Origin of the sequence: Streptomyces sp. NBC_00005 (assembly GCF_045160215.1) — a bacterium.
Taxonomy (GTDB): domain Bacteria; phylum Actinomycetota; class Actinomycetes; order Streptomycetales; family Streptomycetaceae; genus Streptomyces.
The window spans coordinates 10,970,928-10,986,247 of sequence record NZ_CP108316.1 but is presented as its reverse complement, the minus strand read 5'-3'; the positions used below and the strand labels follow the sequence as shown (position 1 = coordinate 10,986,247).

Sequence of the window (15,320 nt, the reverse complement as noted above, 5' to 3'; positions counted from 1 at the left end):
CGCCCAGCCGTCGACCGCTCGCTCCCAGCGGCCGGGCGCAGAGGGCGCAGTCCCTGGCCATCTGCTGGCGGGGCCGGAGTCGGGCGAGGCCCGGAAGGGGCGAGGGTGCCGTGGCCAGGATGCTCACTTGCCGCCCCCGGTACGGAGTTCCGCCCAGACCTCTTTGCCCCAGGGGCATCTGCCCGAGCCGTGCAGGTCGTAGCCCCAGCGGTCGGCGACAGCATCGACGAGGAGCAGCCCGCGCCCCGACTCGTCGTCGTCAGCCACCTGGCTGAGTATGGGCAGACGCGTTGGTTCCCGGTCCACGACCCCGACACGCAGTCGTGTCGCGGTCGGCCGCCCAACCGTGAGGCGAATCTCGGGACACGGAGTGTGCCTGGAGGCGTTCGCGATCAGCTCCGTGACGATCAGCGCGGCACGGTCGGCGAGGCCGTCGAGGTGCCACACACCGAGGACGTCTCGGACGAGTTCACGGCCGATCTCAGCCGTGGACGGCTCGCACGGGAAGGTCTGGGTGTACGTGGGGTGGCCGACGGAGAGGGCCTCAACTGGTGTTCTCAGACTCGTCATTGGGGTGGAGCCTTCGTGTCGTCTCGGCGCCCGGCCCGCCCCCGCGGGGGAACCTCGGAGGCGGGCCGGGCCGTCAACAGCCGCCCGCACGGTGGGGCGCGGCGGGCGACCAGCACCCAGACAACTCCCTTTCCCAGGACGTTGGTTAGGACGTTCAGGCACTCAGCCGACGGACTCGCCTAGGACGTTTTGACCCATCCTTTACCTGGCGGGTAGGGATCGCGCGGACTACCGTGCCCGCATGGACACCACCCGCAACACCGTTCTTGAGGCGTGGATGACCGAACACGGCTACAGCTCCAACAGCCTCGCCGAGGCCGTGAACAGGGCCATTGAACGGTTGACCGGGCGCCCTGGAGGACTCGACGGCTCATCGGTCCGGGCATGGAAAGCGGGCCGGGTCACGTGGCCAAAGTCAGCCGCCCGCAAGGCACTTGAGGACGTCACCGGACTACCCGCCGTCGCTTTAGGGTTCGTGCCACGAAGCCGGCCTTCGTCCACCCCGGCCCCACCGCAGCAGGAGGACCCCGACATGAAGCGCCGCACCCTCGTCGGCAGCATCGCGGCGGCTGCCGCCGCAGCAGCCGCGCCCGGCACCGCATCGCCGCGCCGTATCGGCATGAGCGACGTCAACCGCCTGAACAAGCGCTTCGCCGAGATCATCGCCAGCGACCACCGCCACGGCGGACAACTCGGCATCGAACAGCGGGCCGCCGCCCTCGCCGACGAGGCGCTCAATCTCCAGAACGCCAGCAGCGCCACCCAGCGAGTACGAAGCAACCTCTACGCCTCCGCAGCCGCCTTCCGCTCCTCCGCGATGTGGGCCGCCATCGACGGCCGGCGCTACGACGTCGCCAAGGTGCACATGCGCGAGGCCCAGGCGCTCGCCGAGATGTCCGGCGATCAGGCGATCAAGTTCCGCATCTGGAGTCACGCGGGCACCATGTACCGCCACATGGGCCGACCGGCGGACGCGTTCGCCGCCAACGACGTCGCCCGCAACCTGCACCTCACCCGCCGAGACCCCCTGTTCGCCTCCCTCGGCCTGGCCCGCCAGGGCGCCATCCACGGCGCGGCCCAGGACCCCACCGGCACCCGCCGCGCATTCGATCAGGCCCAGGACGCCATGCTGCGCGCCGACCCTGCCGACTACCGGCCGGTCTGGATGCTCGCCTTCTACGACCAGGCCGAACTGGACCACTTGGCACTGTCCGCGTACTTGGCGCTGGGCGACCACTCGTCCGCCGAGTACTACGCCCACCGCTGCCTGTCGGCCCTCCGGCCCCACATGATCCGGTCACGGGCCATCACCACCACCCGGCTCGCACACGCCCAGCTCGCACAGGGCGCCCCCGACGCCGCCACGGCCACCGCAATGAAGGTCCCCGCCGAAGCCGCCACCCAGCACGCCCGGGTCACACGCATGCTGCAGGAGTTCGGAGCCGCGCTGCGCGCCACTGCGCCAGGCAGCTCCACCGTGCAGACCTGGACGGAGCACACCGCCACCTGGAGGATGGCCGCATGACCACGGCGCCCGCCATCGAACTGCGCACCTTCGCCACCATCGACACCGCCCGCGGCGACCTCCTCGACGTGTACGCCGACGTACGCGCCCCGCTCCTCCACCTGCCGAACTACGCCGTCACCGCCTTCGGCGAGCGCCTGGACCGGCACGGCACCGAGCCGGGGTTCACGGCCGTCCTCGCGTACGCCGACGGGCATCCGGTCGGCTACGCCTACGGCAACACCATCGAGCACGGCGACCGGTACTGGCAACGCACCAGCCCGACACCGGCGGAGAAGTACACCGAGCGTCCGGCCGTGGCCCTGAAGGAGATCGGCGTCCGACCGACCTGGCGGAAGACCGGCACCGCCCGACGTATGCACGACGCCCTCCTCGCCACACGCGACGAGTCCTTCGTCACGCTCATGGTCAACCCGGCCGCCGGGGACGGAAAGATCCACGCGCTATACAAGGTGTGGGGCTACGAGGACATCGGACAGAGCCAGCCGTCACCAGCCTCGCCAGTGCTCACCGTGATGATCCGCGCCATCAGCTGATCGACGCCTGCGGCGCCCCGCCGTCTTCGAACGGCGCAACCGCTCGAAGGGGACAGCTCGCGACGCCCACCCACCGCCTCCTGCACACCACCCCACCACGGACCCGACCACAGCTACCCGGCCAGCGACCACAAACCCGACCAGGCAGGCCACAGCAGTGCGCAACCACTGCGCACAACACGACGCAGCCAGTCCGTGCAGGCTCTGCACAGCCTCCAACCCCGCCGTCTCGCGTGCAGGGCCCGCCCACCGCCCGGATGCACACCACCACCGCCCTACCCCTGCGCAACCCCACCGACCACATACACGCACAACCCCACCGGTCGGGGCGCCAGAACAGGGTGAGGCGGCGGAGGTTAACGCCAAGTCCACAGTCGCACGGTCTCCTCGCCACTGTTGGCGCTCGCGAGGGTTCTTCGAGACCGCCGAGAGCCGGTAACCGCAGCGCGGTACCGGCTCTTTCGGTGTGTACGGGCTCAGTCGGCGGCGAGGGCGTCCGCCAGCTGCCGCAGCGCACGCAGCGCGTCGCGTGCACCGGAGGCGTCCACCAGTTCCAGGATCTTCGCCGCCGGATTGAGGACGTCGATCAGGCGCCCGGATCGGACGGAGGGCGGCAGCTCGCGCAGCGCGGCCCGGAAGGCGGACCCGCTCCAGTGCGCCCGGGCGAGATCCCCGGCGAGGGCGAACTCGCCGTCCGCCGGGCACCAGCTCCCGTCGTCGTACTGCGCCAGAAGCACGCGGGCGTCTCGCTCGACGGCATCGGTCATCGCGGTGGTCGTCACGCCCGGTGATGGTCTTCACGACCGGAGCCGCCGCTCTCGGCGCCTTCGCGGTGACGGCCGGCAGATGATGCGAGTCGACTCGTTCGTGGTGGACTGTCACGGCAGTCCGTCGCCCGGGCGACGGACCCGATCCCGTGCGCCTGGGCCAGGTCCCGGCGAGCACGAACCCACCGCCCACCAGGCGCCAGCTCTGGTCGTCGTACTGCGCCAGAAGCACGCCGGCATCCCGCTCGAGGGCCTCGGTCATCGCACCGCTCGTCCCACCCGGTCCAACAAGCCGCGACGGGGTCGACACATCGAGCGCAACGCGCCGTCGGCTGAGGCCCATCACTGGTCCCGTGTCGGTAGCAGCACCACGCCCCCGGCACTGGGCAATTCCGAGGCCGGGAGCACGTACCGAGCACCCCGGGAGGTGGCCGGTTGGGGCGCCGGTCAGTACGTTCGGCGCATGGGAGCGCCTGTGTGGGGGACCTTCTCGGTGCGGGATCACTGCCTGCGCGAGGCATATCTTCGCGAAGTCCTACTGTTCGACCGCCTCGCCATTCCGTATCCCGATCCCCTCATCGAGGGTGAGCGGGAGCGGTGGCGGCGCCCCAATCCAGCCGACGCCTCGGAGACCTGGGATCCGGAGCGTCTGGACGTCTTGCTGGGCATCCTGGGAACGCAAGAGTCTGCTGGTTACAACGGTGCGCGTCTGGCCAAGCTCGTGCGATGGGGCCCGCAGACGTGGCAGGAGCTGCAGTCGCGGCTGGATACCGCGCACGCGTTGACGGGCAATCACTTCGTGGACACCAGCAAAGGCCTGCATCTCGTGCCCGGAAGCGAGATCCCCGGCATCGTGGAGGCGGTGGCCGCCTATCCGACGCAGGCGCAGTGGCGTCAGGAAGTACGCCCCACGATGGAGGAGCCGCATACCGTGTCGGCCGCCGAGGCACTGGTCGCGGTGCCCCGCCCCCTGTTGCTGCCGGAGCCGGGCGGAGACGAGTTGGATGTGCTGCGCCGCGCGGTCGATCTCGCCATGGATGAGGAGTACGCGGCTATGCGGGCAGCCTACTTCGACTGGTTCCGCGACCGGGTGGCACGGTTGCGGACCCCTGCGCACGAGTCGCTGACAGACCTGCGACTAGACCCCGGTTCGGTCAGGATCGCCGAGGAGGAGCTGCGCACACTGTGGGCGAGGGAGCAAAAGATCGTGCGCAAGGCGGACAAGACGAGGGTGTGGACACGAGTCGAGATCGGCTGCACCACGCTGGCCGCGGCCGGCACGGCCGGTCTGGCCTGTGCCACGGCGCTGCCGGTCCTCGGCGCAGGGGCCGCATTGCTGTCTTTCGCCGGCTGGGGCGTTGCCCGATGGCAGGCCGCGGGATCGCATCCCCGCAGCCTGGGCGGGGCGTCCAAGTTCGTCGAGGCCCACCGGCGCCTGGAATGGATGCAACCAGACATTCCGCAGCGCCCCTAGACATGCGTCAACTCGACGCGGCGAACCACCTCACCCGGACAGGACGCTGCCAAGGACCTGATGCTTTCTCCGTCTGGCCCGGTCGCCTGATGCCGTTCTTCGACGAGACGGGACGGCCCTACCAGGACTCGCTCGGCTCTCCTGTCCACCAACGGACAACACCCTCGTACTGGCTGCCAGTCCCCACTGCTCTGGCAGGCACCCGTTGCGCCAGGAGAACCCCGAGGCCGGCAATAGCGTCACACTGATCGATGTCCTTTGCACAGTGCGCGCTGCGGTCACGGCGTGGTGTTCGCTGCGAACCACTCCTGGAGTTCTCGGTGGCGAAACTGATAGGCGGTGCCCGAGATGCGCAGGAGGCCTGCCTCGCAGGCCCAGTCCGTGAACGTGGCCAGCTGCCACGGTAGACGGCCGCGGGTACACAGCAGCGTAGCGATGTAGCGCATCCAGGCGTCGGCAACGACCACTACGGCAGCCAGTGCCGCCGTGGCCAGCCCGAGACCGAACCGCATCCCCAGGGTGGCGCCTGCAGCGATCCCCGCCACGACCGCGAACCCGAGGGAGGAGAACAGCCCGGCCAGCAGGTCGCCGCGAAGGGCCCTGCGGGGGGTGGTGACGCGGTGCGGGGAGGTGTCGGCCGGCTCGCCCAGCCACCGCCCAAATGCCCGCGCGCAGGCGAGTACTGCCAGGGCCAAAACAGTGCCCGACACCAGCACCACGGGCAGCACGAATCCGATTCCAGTCCGGGGCAGGGCCACCTGGGCAGCAGCACTGGCGGCTATCGATGTGATCATCAGTGACCATCCGGCCGCGAGAAAAGATGTCACGGCTTGCTTCGCGGCCGCGACAGTTCTCAAGGCCCGCAGGCCGACTGGCCGGTTGGGGCGCGGCCACCGATGGGTCCACTGCCGAAGCCTGAAAAGCACCACAATCGCCCCCACAGCACCGACGAAGGAGACGGGAAGCGTGGTCGGCGACAGCAGGGACAGCGCGGCAGCGGCGGACATGACGATGCAGGCCGCGACCGCGGCATGGACGTAACGTACTTTGCGCGGGCCCGCGATCGGCCACAGCCGGTGCAGGACGAGATCGGTGCCGGGTGTCCCGGCCCACGCAGGCGGATTGGTGAGATAGGCGGCGAGTTCGTGCAGCCACCGATGCACCTGGCTGGCGCTGAACCGGCCGTTCGGCGGTGGGTGAAGCTCGGTGACAGCAGGCACGAGTTTGGGCAGCAAGTACGCGTCGACGTCCGCGGGCGTGGCCAAGGTGAGCAAGTCTGCGGGATCGCCCGCCTCGACGTAGGCAGTGACGGCCAGCGTGAGGCGCCATGGCGTCGTCAGCGCCTGCTCGAGCGCGGGGGCGTGACCCGCTGTCAGTTCCGTCACCACCGGCTGCCAACGGCCGTCGGGATCGCGCCGACCGAGGTAGTCCGCGGCAGCGGTGGCCCCGACGGGCTGCAGGGCGATCCAGGCTGCGTCCCTGAGTTGGAGGTTCTGGGACGCCAGCGCGGCGTAGCGGTCGTGCCGGCAGGTCACGACGGCGGCGGCGGGAGTGCGTCCGTGGGTGCGCGCGTTGAGCATTGCCAGCGCCGCACGGGCCCGGGAGCGCTGGAGAGGTGTGGGCTCGGCGTCCATCTCGTCGAGGCCGTCGAGGACCGGCAGCACACGGTGGTGCTCGACCAGGGCGCGGGCGACGTCGGGGTGCAGGTCGTAGACGGGGTCTTCAACCAGTTGCTCCACCATCCATTCGTCCAGGCTGCGCGTGGTGTCCCACGAGGCCAAGGACAGGCGCACCGGCACCGGATCTGTGTCCTGCCTCATCTCCAGCAGTGCCAGGAGCAGTTCGGTCGCCAGGACGGTTTTGCCTGCACCGGCCTCTCCGGTAATGACGAGGCGCCGGGGGCGGGCTCCGTGGAAGAAGGCCACTACTTCACTGAGCCGGCCCGCGTGCAGCGCTCCGGAGGCGTCACGCACTTCGGCTGAGCGGTACTGGGGGTGCAGGGTGAACCTGACGTCGATGGCCGGGAAGTCATCGCCGCGCATCTGACGCAGCGCCGTGCCCTCCCGACGGGTTACTTCGAGCGCCAGGGCGGCGGCTGTTGCGGTGAGATCGGGCCGGCTCCAGGGGGACTGACGCAGGGCAACCAGTGACACCCACAGCGCGGCGACGCCGGCGATGAGCCCGAGCACACCAGCTTTGTCGGCTGGACTCAGGCCTCCGTGCGCAAGCGAGTTGCCGACCCAGATCCCGCACACCGTGACGCTGAGCCCGCCGAGCACGGTGACGACCTGCCATATCCGCCGTTGCCGACGCCCCCCGATCCGCATGCCCGTCATGATGGACCGTGAGCGGGGCCGGCGGCAGGGATTGGACAACTCCGCGCCGCTTGCGTCGGCGGCCCGTTAGAATTCCCCGCTCGCGGCCACTTCCTTTACGCAGCGTGAGGTCACCCTCGGCGGCGCTCGCCCCACCACGGCAGGACCGGAGGCAGGTCGCTGAGCCCGCTGGCTGCGGCACCACCGCCTCGCCCCGGCGTCGGCCGACGGCCCGGTGGCGAGCGCACCGGCCCTCTCCCAACTCGCCGACTACCTGGAGCAGCACGGCCGGGCCACGCGCCGCAGGCTGTGTCCGCCGGCCTCGTTCTGGGAAGCTGCCGGGCAGCACCTTGCCCGCCCGGACGACCTCGACGGCCTGGCCCGCGCGGCCCGGGCCCGCTACCGCCTGCAGTGGGCTGATCGCCTGGGCCGGCGGGCCGCCGAGGCCGGTCAGGTGCGGGCCTTGCTGGCCCAGGGGGCCCGGTGCGAGCGAGCCGCTGACTGGGCGCAGGCGAAGGTGTTGCGGTTGACGCCGCGCCCGATGCACCGCAGTAATGCGAGAAGGCCCGGATCCAGCTGGATCCGGGCCTTCTTCAGCAGTAGCGGGGACAGGATTTGAACCTGCGACCTCTGGGTTATGAGCCCAGCGAGCTACCGAGCTGCTCCACCCCGCGTCGGTGATCCCTACCGTACGCCATCACAGCAGCGCCGCAGACCACCTCCTGCCCGCAGGGCTGCCACGCGGCAGCGAAGCCGACAACGGCCGGCACCCTGCTACGCCTTGTCCGCCCAGTCTTCAGCCCTGCGGCAGCGGGCACGTCGGTGATCCCGTACACACCTACGACGCCGCAGAGCGGGCCCGCGAGGTCGCCGAGAGCGCGAATGGCGAGGCGGACGCCGCCCGACGCGCGCCAAAGTCGCGTCCCTTAACCTGCCCGGACTGTCGGACGACCTGATCGAGGTGGACCACATCCGTGCCCTGGCCTACGAGTTGGCCATGGACGCCGCGACCTCACAGCGCATGGGCCACGTCGTGGTCAGCCGGCCCTCCGCGCGCCACAGCATCCGCGTCCGACTGCGCTCCGGCCAGGACGCCAGCCTCACCGCGATGCTCATCCTGGGCCGAGGCCATCGTCACGGGCCGCCCGGGCCCTCAAGGGCGCGGGCGGCCGGCGGGCGGCTAGCCTGCGGAGCAGAGGCCGTCACTCGGGCAGAACATGACCCACGTGAAGTTGTAGCCGGTACCTACGGTCACGGGATTCGGCGTGGGGCCGTCGTTGATGGAGGACCCCGGGTCGGGTGTGGCGGTGAAGGTGACCGTCGTTGCGACCTCGAAGCTCGCGGTGCAGGTGCCGGTCGGGTTCGGCTGCGGTTCGCCCGTTGCGTACGGATCCCACGCCGACTGGTGGCAGTTGATCCCGGCGGGCTGGCTGGTGATCGTTCCGCCGCCCCAGCCGTCGCTGACGTACGCGGACAGTTGAGCGGTGGACTGAGCCTGAACCGGAGCGACGGAGGCGATCGCGGCGGCCACGGCGAGTGCGGTGACAACTCCCGTCGCGCGCCAGGCGCCGTTTCTGCTCTTCCTCATGAAAGGCTCCTCGGATCGAACCATTTCGACCCCTGCGACCAGCCTATTCGCCCCCTCGGGGACCTGCTACTGCGCGGGTGCTTGGCCGGACCGCGCAGACAGCCTGACCTGCCATTCTGGCGCTGAGGCAGTACTGGTCCCCTCTCGGGCCCCCTTCGATCTTCCCGAAGATCAGACACCGAGCGTGTCGACCACCTCAGCACCGGGCGCCCACCTACTACGCCCTCGTCCCCTACAGCCGCGGCATCCCCTGGCTGGGCGCCAACGACACCCCGTTACTCGGGCCCGACACCTACCTCGGCATCCCCACCCTCGAACACACCGCACCGCCCGGAACCTTCTGGGTCACCCCACCCCGCCACCGAGGCGACCTGTGCCCATACGACGCCGTCTTCGACCTCATCCTCACCGCACGCCGCCACCTCCGCACAACCACGCCGGACAACGCCAACACCCCATCACCCGAACAGCTTTGACTATCCACCAGGCGCAACCAGCCCCGGCCGCCCCGAGGCTCTCCCCCACCACCCCATCCAGCCCCCGTCCCTGCCGGACGCAGCCAAAGCCGAGACACCCCCGACTCGGAACCGGCCCCGGCAGGGACGGGCCGCACCAACCGGCCCGGTCACGGACGCTGTCCCCGATACGGACGACCGAGGTAGCGGCCCCGCCACTCGGGCAAACCCGCACCCGCCCACCAGACCTGACCCCCAGCCACTCCCCCGCCGGCGGCAAGCGATCCACCACCCGTGCGCACCCGCAACCGCGACCGCACTCCCGCTTTCGGGGTCAGGGCCAGGCCCACAGCGCGCCACCCGCCAGGACGACGCAGAGCGCCAGCTGGACCACCCCGACAACCCGGCAACCCAGCCGCAGCAGCACCACGCCCGTGACACCGACCGCCAGCGCCAGAACACCGAAACACCACACCGGCATCCAGTCCACGGGCGGCTGCCCGGCCATACGCTGCCCTGCACCGGCATCCATCCGGCCCAGCCCCCGCACCGCGAGCACGATGACGACCAACAAGGCGGCCGCCGCGTCCGCCACCAGCACGAGCAGCAGCAGGCAACCCCCTGTAAGGGCATCCGCCCAGCTGGAGAACCGCCTGTCAGCAGGAGGGGACAATCCCTACCGTCGTACGGAACTCACCCCTCCACACGGGACGTCGCCGACCAGCAACCCAGGCGTACCCCAGGCTTCACAATCCCGCCCGGCCCCGCCCGGCCCCGGACGGTGAGGGGCCACACAAACCCTCACACAGCCGACGATCAACATCAGGCGGCACTTCCCGCAAACCGCAACTCCCCACAACCGATCCCCTGGCGCAGCCACTCCACCCACACACCTGCGCAATACCCCCTTGCACAGACCCGACCACGGCCACCAGAGCCCAGCCACCGAACCCGACCGCAGCCACCCGGCCCCCGACCACAAACCCGACCACGCAGGCCACAGCAGTGCGCAACCACTGCACACAACACGACGCAGCCAGTTCGCGCAGGGTCTACGCAGCCTCCAACCCCGCCGTCCCGCCTGCGCAACCCGCCCACCGCCCGGGTGCGCACCACCACCGCCGTACCCGTGCGCAACCCCGCCGGCCACATGCGCGCACAGCCCCACCGGTCGGGGCGACCATGGGCCCGACCGCAGCACTGCACACCGAGCGCGCAGAAGCTGCGCACCCGGCATGCGCAGCCGTCATCCCGTGACCGCTACGCGCGGCCCAGCCACCACCCGATGACGCAGACAGGCCGCCGACCGCCCCCACCCCGCGCACCCGGCCCCGCGACCGCACGAATGCGTCCCTACCCGGCTTCACGGGCCGCGTGCTGCAGCTTGCGGATGAAGCGGTGGATGTGGGGATCGAGCAGTTCGCCGGACTCCTCGAGCACCTCCTCCTCCGTCAGCCACCGCAGTGCATCGAACTCGCCCCGGTCGTAGCTGGTGATGGTGCGGGCATCGGCGTCCAGGAGGTACCAGAGTGAGACGTCGGTGTCGGCGCGCTGGCCCCGGGTCCGGGTGACGGTCAGGAAAAGGGGACGCTCGCCGGTGACCGGCGATGCCACAGCCTCGATGCCCAACTCCTCACGGCATTCACGAACCACGGCACCCACCAGCCCCAGAAGACGGGCACGCGACGCATCGTCAAAAAGGTGAACACGGTGATCCGGAAAGCGCGCCATCCATGCCGCACCGGAGGTCCCGAAACTGACGGCGAGGTTGTAGTGCGAAGAAGCTTTGTGGACAGAGGTCAAGCCCGTGCGCGGGCGGGTACCTCCCGGGCAAGAGCGATCGCGACGGCACCGAGGAGGCTCCCAGTGGTCCAGCGTTGCCACTTGGCCCATGACGGGCGGCTCTTGAGCAGGCTGGCGATTGATCCAGCCGCGAGCACGATCAGCGCGTTCACGGTGAGGCCTACCGCGATCTGCACAGCGCCGAGAGTGAACCCTTGGGCCGTGGTGTGGCCGCGTGCGGGATCGATGAACTGCGGGATGAGCGCGAGGTACAGGATGGCGACCTTCGGGTTGAGCAGGTTGGTGATCAGCCCCATCCGCAGCAGCCTCCAGTGCGAGTCGCGCTGGAGGCTGCGTGGCTCGAACAACCCGCGGCCTCCCTGCCTGAGCACCTGCCAGGCCAGGAATGCGAGGTAGGCCGCGCCGACAGCTTTAAAACCGATGTACAACCATGGGACGGCAACGAAGACCACCGCCAACCCCACGTTGGCCAAAGTCATGTACACGAGGAAGCCCACTGCAGTCCCAACCAGCGAGACAAGCCCCGCCACGCGGCCCTGGCTGACGCTCCGAGACACCAGATACACCATGTTCGGGCCCGGCGTCAGTGCCATTCCTAGTTCGACCAGGGCCATTCCGCCGGCTGCCGCCGATGAGATCATCACACATGTCACCATGTCAGACGCGGCGCAACAGGCGTCACCCGGCATCCGGTCGGCGGTGCTCCAGGTGGGGGCGCGCACCCACGGCAGCCGAGGCAGCCCACATGTCCGCTATCTCCTGAACGAGAACCCCATGAGTTTCTGATCAATATGTCACCCACCTGACGTATGGTCAGCACGGTTGAACGCCTCGATCATGGTGTCCCGCCCATTATGAGGGGGTTCGGATGCCCGATCCGGTTGACGGTGTGAAGGATGCCGACGTCCAGGACATCCGTCTGGCCGTGGTGATGAACGGCGGAGTCAGCCTCGCTGTGTGGATCAGCGGGGTCACCTTGGAACTGCACAGGCTGGCAACAGCCCGGTACGGGACCTGCCGTGCTTACCTGCCGCTGCTCAAGATGCTGCAGGCCAAGGCCAGTGTGGATGTGGTGGCCGGCACGTCGGCCGGCGGTATCAACGGCGCCTTCCTGGCCCTGGGACTCGCCCGCCGCACCGGTATTGAGGCGATGCGGGATCTGTGGCGTGACGAGGCCGCCATCGGCAGGCTCCTGCGCGACGCTTTCGAGAAGCACCCGCCGTCTGTACTCAAGGGCGACGCCTATTTCCTCCCGCAGGTCACCCGGGCACTGCGCAACATTGCGGAAGGGGACGCGGCCGCCGTGGATGCCTGTCAGGGGCCCACGTCGGTGGAGCTGATTTTGACCGGCACCCTGTGGCGCGGCCGCCAGACCTCGTTCAGCGACGACATGGGCGTGCGCATCACCGAGGTGGATCGCGATGCACGGTTTTGTTTCGGCTGGCGGGCCGACGGTTCACCCGATGGCACGGTTTGCGACCTGAATGCCGAGAGTGCGGTGGACGAGCTGGCTGCAGCGGCCCGCTGCACTTCCTCCTTCCCCGGCGCGTTCGAGCCGCACTGGGTTCAGGTGTCGTCCGACCATGGGGGCGGCGAGGGCTCCTGGCGGTCACAAGCCGGTGCGGTCAACTTTCGTGACTCGCAGTACGTCGTCGACGGCGGCCTGCTGCTCAACAAGCCTGTCCGGCCGGCCCTGGAAGCCGTCTATCGCCAGCCTGCCCAGCTGCAGGTGCGGCGCGTGCTGGCGTATGTCGTCCCCGATCCGGGAGAGCAGCCGCCACAGGAGCAGTCCGCCGCACTGCCCAACCCCGAGGGTGTGACGTCCCCTCCGCCCGGGCCAACTGCTCCGCAGGTACTGCTGGGCGTGCTCACCCGGCTGCGTGCCACGGACTCCGTCTCGCGCGAGCTGGAGGAGATCCGCCGCCGCAACGCTGCGGCGCACATCCGCCGCCGAGCCCGCGACCGGTTCGCCACCGCGCTGGTGCAGGATGCCGGATCCTTGGCCACGGCCGCATGGCCCGCGTATATCGAGGTCCGCATTGACAACGCCGCGCGTACCATCGGCCGGCTCCTGGCCGTCGGCCAACACTGTGAGGGAGCGGGCCGTTGGAGCGAGACGGACCTGGTCGCCCAGATCCGCTCGCTCCTCGAGGAGGACGAGCAGGAAGCAGCCGTGTCCTTCATCCCCCAGCCCGGGCTGGGGGAGGCTGTAGAGCGCGCTGAAGCGGCCTGGGACTGGGGCCAGAGCACGGTCCTGCGGCTTCGTGACATGGCCGTCGACGTGCTCAAGCGTGCGGTGTGGCTGGCCCCCCTGAAGTCGACCGGGAGAGCCGGCATCGTGACGGCCCGCGCCCGGATCAGCGACGTCTTCAAAGACGTCAAGGCCGACGGGCTCAATCTCGAGACCTATTGGGCAGCCGCTGCCGCCCGCCTTGCGGACCCGATTCCGGCCCGCGCCACCGACGCCCTGGGGCGGGCAAGCAACACAGCGCAACTCCGTGGGTGGCTGCGCACCGCACTGACCGCCTGGGACGAGCAACAACCTGTCGGCGTAGCCGAGCGTCATCGCCGACAGTACGGCCAGGCCGCAGACCTCGCCCGTCATCTCGCGGACTGCGCCGACTCCCTCGGCGAGATCGTTGGGAGCGGCAACGCCACCCTCGACCCGGACGGATCTGAGCAGGGTCGTCTCCAAGCCCTCTACGACTGCTTGCTTGCCCCGCACCACAACAAGGCCGCCTCCCCTGAGATCGTGCTGGGCCGCATGCTCCGGCTGGAGGTGGTCCAGCTCGCCTTCTCGGGAGCAGCCCCGGACGTCGAGCAAGAGGTCGAGCTGATCCAGTTCTCCGCCAAAAATCCCACCCTGATCACCGGCAGGCAGCTGCACCACTTCGGTGCCTTCTGGCGGTCGTCCTGGCGGGTCAACGACTGGATCCACGGTCGTTTGGACGGCGCCGCCCACATCGTACGGATGCTGATGTCGCCGGAACGGCTGCGCCAGCTCGGTACCGTGTACGGCTCACCACAGGAGATGGTGCGAGATCTTCGTGCCTGTGCCGTGGCGGCCGACAATCGTGGCGACCGGGAATGGCTGAAGCAGCATTGGCAGCGCGTGGAGGAGCAGGTCCACGGCTATGTCACAGACCACCTCGTCCCTCCGGCCGCTGCCGCCGGCTTGGATCCGGCCTCGCCCGATCCCCGGCTGAACACGTGCATCGAGGCCATCACCCAATCGCTCCAACTACGCATCCTGCGCGAGGACCTGGGCTCCCTCGCCGCCGCGCTCCGCCGTGAAACAGCCGGCATCGCAGAAGAAGCGAAAACTGAAAAGGATGAGGCTCAGACAAAAAGTGACGGAGAGGGTGAAAATAAGACCGACGTCAGAAGCATCACACGAGCAGGACGGGAGTGGCTGGCCTGCTACGACGCCAAGCGAACACCCTTGTCACCGCAGGACCTATGGGACCAGTGGAGCCTGGCAGCGGACATCGGCCGGCAGACGATCCGGGACGACCACGGCAGCGACTACTTCGCCCGCACCGTAGCCCAGGCCGCCGCCGTCACCGCCAACGTGGCACGCACGGCCACCTCATCCGGATTCCTCAACAAAATCAAACCCATCGGCACCGTGCTCGATGCCTTCCGCGGATACACCCTGGCCGTCTGGGCCATGGTGGCCTTCCTGACCCGCGGCAGCAACATCGGCCGCAACACCGTGCATCTCGTTCTCGCCGTCGGTGGAGCCCTGCTCGGCGTCTCGCTCGTCGTGCCCGCCGTGCCGCTGGTGGTTCCCCTGGCGGGAGCCCTGCTCCTCACCGCCGGCTGGTCGACGGCCGCCCTGCTCACCGCATACACACGGCCCGTCGGATGGCGTCTGCTCCCGCTCGCCCTGCTGATACTCGCCGTCCTCGCCGCCTACCTGACATGGCAGGTACGCGACCACGGCCCAGACAACCTGCTCGGCTTCCTAATCAAAGCTGCTGTCGTCATCCTCGTCATCCTGCTCGGCTGGTGGATCGCCCGCGCCTCACGCCCATCCAAACGAGGATCAGCGACATGACAGCAAAGCCCCGCAATCCACAGACGGCACCCCCGGACTTCCGCGCATTCAAGCATCGACAGACGTCGGCGCCCGACGCGGTAGCGGCCCAGCGATGCCCCTGAGCGGCTTGCAGCCGGGCCGGTGTCTCGCGCACAAGATGGATCGATGCCGAGCAGTCGGAACGCCCGGCTGATCTGAACTCCGCACCGCAGTACGGCGCACGCTGCGCCCAACCCCGAACCGAG

The 15,320-nt window shown here is 69.4% G+C and carries 12 protein-coding genes and 1 tRNA gene; 5 read left to right on the top strand and 8 right to left on the bottom strand.

The annotated features are described in order from the left end of the window. Window positions 1–123: 123 nt before the first annotated feature. Complete coding sequence (locus tag OG303_RS50285) at window positions 124–570, bottom strand: ATP-binding protein (protein WP_405876969.1); 447 nt, start codon at window positions 568–570, stop codon at window positions 124–126. A 241-nt stretch (window positions 571–811) separates the two neighbouring features. On the opposite strand from OG303_RS50285, the gene OG303_RS50280 reads away from it, so the two are divergent. Together OG303_RS50280 and OG303_RS50275 are read left to right on the top strand one after the other, a co-directional pair. After that, entirely contained in the window at window positions 812–2,095 is a 1,284-nt protein-coding gene (locus tag OG303_RS50280) for an XRE family transcriptional regulator (RefSeq protein ID WP_405876967.1), read from the top strand. Further along, window positions 2,092–2,631 carry a GNAT family N-acetyltransferase gene (locus tag OG303_RS50275; RefSeq protein ID WP_405876965.1) on the top strand — a complete coding sequence of 180 codons (540 nt, stop codon included), beginning with the start codon at window positions 2,092–2,094 and terminating at the stop codon, window positions 2,629–2,631. Before OG303_RS50280 ends, OG303_RS50275 begins: the two co-directional genes overlap by 4 nt. A 476-nt stretch (window positions 2,632–3,107) precedes the next feature. Here OG303_RS50275 and OG303_RS50270 read toward each other — a convergent pair whose 3' ends face one another. After that, a complete protein-coding gene (locus OG303_RS50270) occupies window positions 3,108–3,413 on the bottom strand; it encodes a hypothetical protein (RefSeq protein ID WP_405876963.1) in 306 nt (101 codons plus the stop codon). Window positions 3,414–3,861: 448 nt separating this feature from the next. Here OG303_RS50270 and OG303_RS50265 point away from each other — a divergent pair, with 448 nt between their 5' ends. Then, complete coding sequence (locus OG303_RS50265) at window positions 3,862–4,872, top strand: hypothetical protein (protein WP_405876961.1); 1,011 nt, start codon at window positions 3,862–3,864, stop codon at window positions 4,870–4,872. 278 nt (window positions 4,873–5,150) lie between these two features. On the opposite strand, the gene OG303_RS50260 is transcribed toward OG303_RS50265, so the two are convergent. Further along, entirely contained in the window at window positions 5,151–7,199 is a 2,049-nt protein-coding gene (locus tag OG303_RS50260; RefSeq protein WP_405876959.1) for an NACHT domain-containing protein, read from the bottom strand. Window positions 7,200–7,422: 223 nt separating this feature from the next. On the opposite strand from OG303_RS50260, the gene OG303_RS50255 reads away from it, so the two are divergent. Further along, window positions 7,423–7,806 (top strand): hypothetical protein, encoded by a 384-nt coding sequence (locus OG303_RS50255; RefSeq protein ID WP_405876957.1) that lies wholly within the window; start codon window positions 7,423–7,425, stop codon window positions 7,804–7,806. Here OG303_RS50255 and OG303_RS50250 read toward each other — a convergent pair. The 5 genes from OG303_RS50250 to OG303_RS50230 all read right to left on the bottom strand — a co-directional run bounded on the left by OG303_RS50250 (window position 7,788) and on the right by OG303_RS50230 (window position 11,674). Then, window positions 7,788–7,861, bottom strand: a tRNA-Met gene (locus tag OG303_RS50250). The genes OG303_RS50255 and OG303_RS50250 overlap by 19 nt on opposite strands. Window positions 7,862–8,367: 506 nt before the next feature. Continuing rightward, window positions 8,368–8,775 (bottom strand): hypothetical protein, encoded by a 408-nt coding sequence (locus OG303_RS50245; protein ID WP_405876955.1) that lies wholly within the window; start codon window positions 8,773–8,775, stop codon window positions 8,368–8,370. Window positions 8,776–9,564: 789 nt separating this feature from the next. Then, complete coding sequence (locus OG303_RS50240; RefSeq protein ID WP_405876953.1) at window positions 9,565–9,831, bottom strand: inner-membrane translocator; 267 nt, start codon at window positions 9,829–9,831, stop codon at window positions 9,565–9,567. Between the two features lie 752 nt (window positions 9,832–10,583). Beyond that, entirely contained in the window at window positions 10,584–10,961 is a 378-nt protein-coding gene (locus OG303_RS50235) for an NUDIX hydrolase (protein ID WP_405876951.1), read from the bottom strand. Between the two features lie 68 nt (window positions 10,962–11,029). Next, window positions 11,030–11,674 (bottom strand): LysE family translocator, encoded by a 645-nt coding sequence (locus tag OG303_RS50230; RefSeq protein WP_405877879.1) that lies wholly within the window; start codon window positions 11,672–11,674, stop codon window positions 11,030–11,032. A 227-nt stretch (window positions 11,675–11,901) separates the two neighbouring features. Between OG303_RS50230 and OG303_RS50225 the strand changes: the two genes are divergently transcribed. Continuing rightward, entirely contained in the window at window positions 11,902–15,093 is a 3,192-nt protein-coding gene (locus OG303_RS50225) for a patatin-like protein (protein WP_405876949.1), read from the top strand. Window positions 15,094–15,320: the final 227 nt, after the last annotated feature.

Excerpts from the sequence above, each read along its gene's own strand:
- OG303_RS50285 (WP_405876969.1), bottom strand. The coding sequence starts at position 570 with ATGACGAGTCTGAGAACACCAGTTGAGGCCCTCTCCGTCGGCCACCCC.
- OG303_RS50280 (WP_405876967.1), top strand. The coding sequence starts at position 812 with ATGGACACCACCCGCAACACCGTTCTTGAGGCGTGGATGACCGAACAC.
- OG303_RS50275 (WP_405876965.1), top strand. The coding sequence starts at position 2,092 with ATGACCACGGCGCCCGCCATCGAACTGCGCACCTTCGCCACCATCGAC.
- OG303_RS50265 (WP_405876961.1), top strand. The coding sequence starts at position 3,862 with ATGGGAGCGCCTGTGTGGGGGACCTTCTCGGTGCGGGATCACTGCCTG.
- OG303_RS50260 (WP_405876959.1), bottom strand. The coding sequence starts at position 7,199 with ATGCGGATCGGGGGGCGTCGGCAACGGCGGATATGGCAGGTCGTCACC.
- OG303_RS50245 (WP_405876955.1), bottom strand. The coding sequence starts at position 8,775 with ATGAGGAAGAGCAGAAACGGCGCCTGGCGCGCGACGGGAGTTGTCACC.
- OG303_RS50235 (WP_405876951.1), bottom strand. The coding sequence starts at position 10,961 with ATGGCGCGCTTTCCGGATCACCGTGTTCACCTTTTTGACGATGCGTCG.
- OG303_RS50230 (WP_405877879.1), bottom strand. The coding sequence starts at position 11,674 with ATGATCTCATCGGCGGCAGCCGGCGGAATGGCCCTGGTCGAACTAGGA.
- OG303_RS50225 (WP_405876949.1), top strand. The coding sequence starts at position 11,902 with ATGCCCGATCCGGTTGACGGTGTGAAGGATGCCGACGTCCAGGACATC.